Source organism: Treponema sp. R6D11 (assembly GCF_054786075.1).
The window spans coordinates 1-1,488 of the sequence record NZ_BDHD01000314.1 but is presented as its reverse complement, the minus strand read 5'-3'; the positions used below and the strand labels follow the sequence as shown (position 1 = coordinate 1,488).

The following is a 1,488-nucleotide window of genomic DNA, read 5'->3' as shown; positions in this document are numbered from 1 at the left end:
GTGGACATTGCCGAGGGCGGCGAGGTGCGCCGCTACAACGTGGTGATCGGCTATGCGCTGCAGGCCATTGCCGCGGGCAGCTGGGTGCATGAGCGGCTGCTGCGCATGCCGGGGGCGCTGTCTCTTGAGGGGTTGCCGATCGCCACGGTGCAGCCGCCCGAGCTGCCGCCGCTGACGGGCTACACCTTCGAGGGCTACCGCAATGCCGATGGCACGGTGGGCACGCGCAATATCCTGGCCATCACCACGACGGTGCAGTGCGTGGCCGGGGTGCTGGATTTCGCGGTGGGCCGCATCAAGGCCGAGCTGCTGCCGCGCTATCCGAATGTGGACGATGTGGTGGGCCTGGAGCACAGCTATGGCTGCGGCGTGGCCATCGATGCCGTGGGCGCCGAGATTCCGCAGCGCACGCTGCGCAACATCAGCCACAACCCGAATTTTGGCGGCGAGGTGATGGTGGTGAGCCTGGGCTGCGAGAAGCTGCAGCCCGAGCGGCTGCTGCCGCCGGGGTCCTTCCCCATCGTCGATGAGCGCGAGCCCGCGCTGGACGTGGTCTGCCTGCAGGACGAGGCGCATGTGGGCTTCATGTCCATGGTGGACTCCATCATGGGCAGCGCCAGGGTGCATCTGGAGCGGCTGAACGCGCGCCGGCGCGAGACCGTGCCGGCCAGCGCCCTGGTGGTGGGCGTGCAGTGCGGCGGCAGCGATGCGTTCAGCGGCGTCACGGCCAACCCGGCCGTGGGCTTTTGCACCGATTTGCTGGTGCGCGCAGGCGCCACCGTGATGTTCAGCGAGGTGACCGAGGTGCGCGACGGCATCGACCAGCTCACCTCGCGCGCCTCCAGCCCCGAGGTGGCCCAGGCCATGATCGAGGAGATGGCCTGGTACGACGCCTACCTGGACAAGGGCCGCGTGGACCGCAGCGCCAACACCACGCCGGGCAACAAGAAGGGCGGCCTGTCCAACATCGTCGAGAAGGCGATGGGCTCCATCATCAAGAGCGGCACGGCGCCCATCACCGGCGTGCTGTCGCCGGGCCAGCGTCTGGCCGACCGGGGCATCCAAAGCGGCCTGGTCTATGCGGCCACGCCGGCCAGCGATTTCATCTGCGGCACGCTGCAACTGGCCGCCGGCATGAACCTGCATGTGTTCACCACGGGCCGGGGCACGCCCTACGGCCTGGCCCAGGTGCCCGTGATCAAGGTGGCCACGCGCAGCGACCTGGCGCGGCGCTGGCATGACCTGATGGACGTGAACGCGGGCCGCATCGCCGAAGGCCAGGCCAGCATCGAGGACGTGGGCTGGGAGATGTTCCGCCTGATGCTGGACGTGGCCAGCGGCCGCAGGAAGACCTGGGCCGAGCACTGGAAGCTGGCCAATCAATTGGTGCTGTTCAACCCCGCCCCCGTGACCTGAGCACAGGAGACAAGCCATGGATGCCCATTGCCATTCCGGCGGCGCCGCCACGCGCCGCAGCTTTGTGGCGGG

At 68.9% G+C, this 1,488-nt stretch carries 1 protein-coding gene; it reads left to right on the top strand.

What is annotated here, in order from left to right; translation table 11 throughout:
* The coding region (garD, locus tag ACYVTD_RS12660) for a galactarate dehydratase (RefSeq protein WP_461248110.1) at window positions 1-1,416 on the top strand (1,416 nt) is incomplete at its 5' end.
* Between the last annotated feature and the right edge of the window lie 72 nt (window positions 1,417-1,488).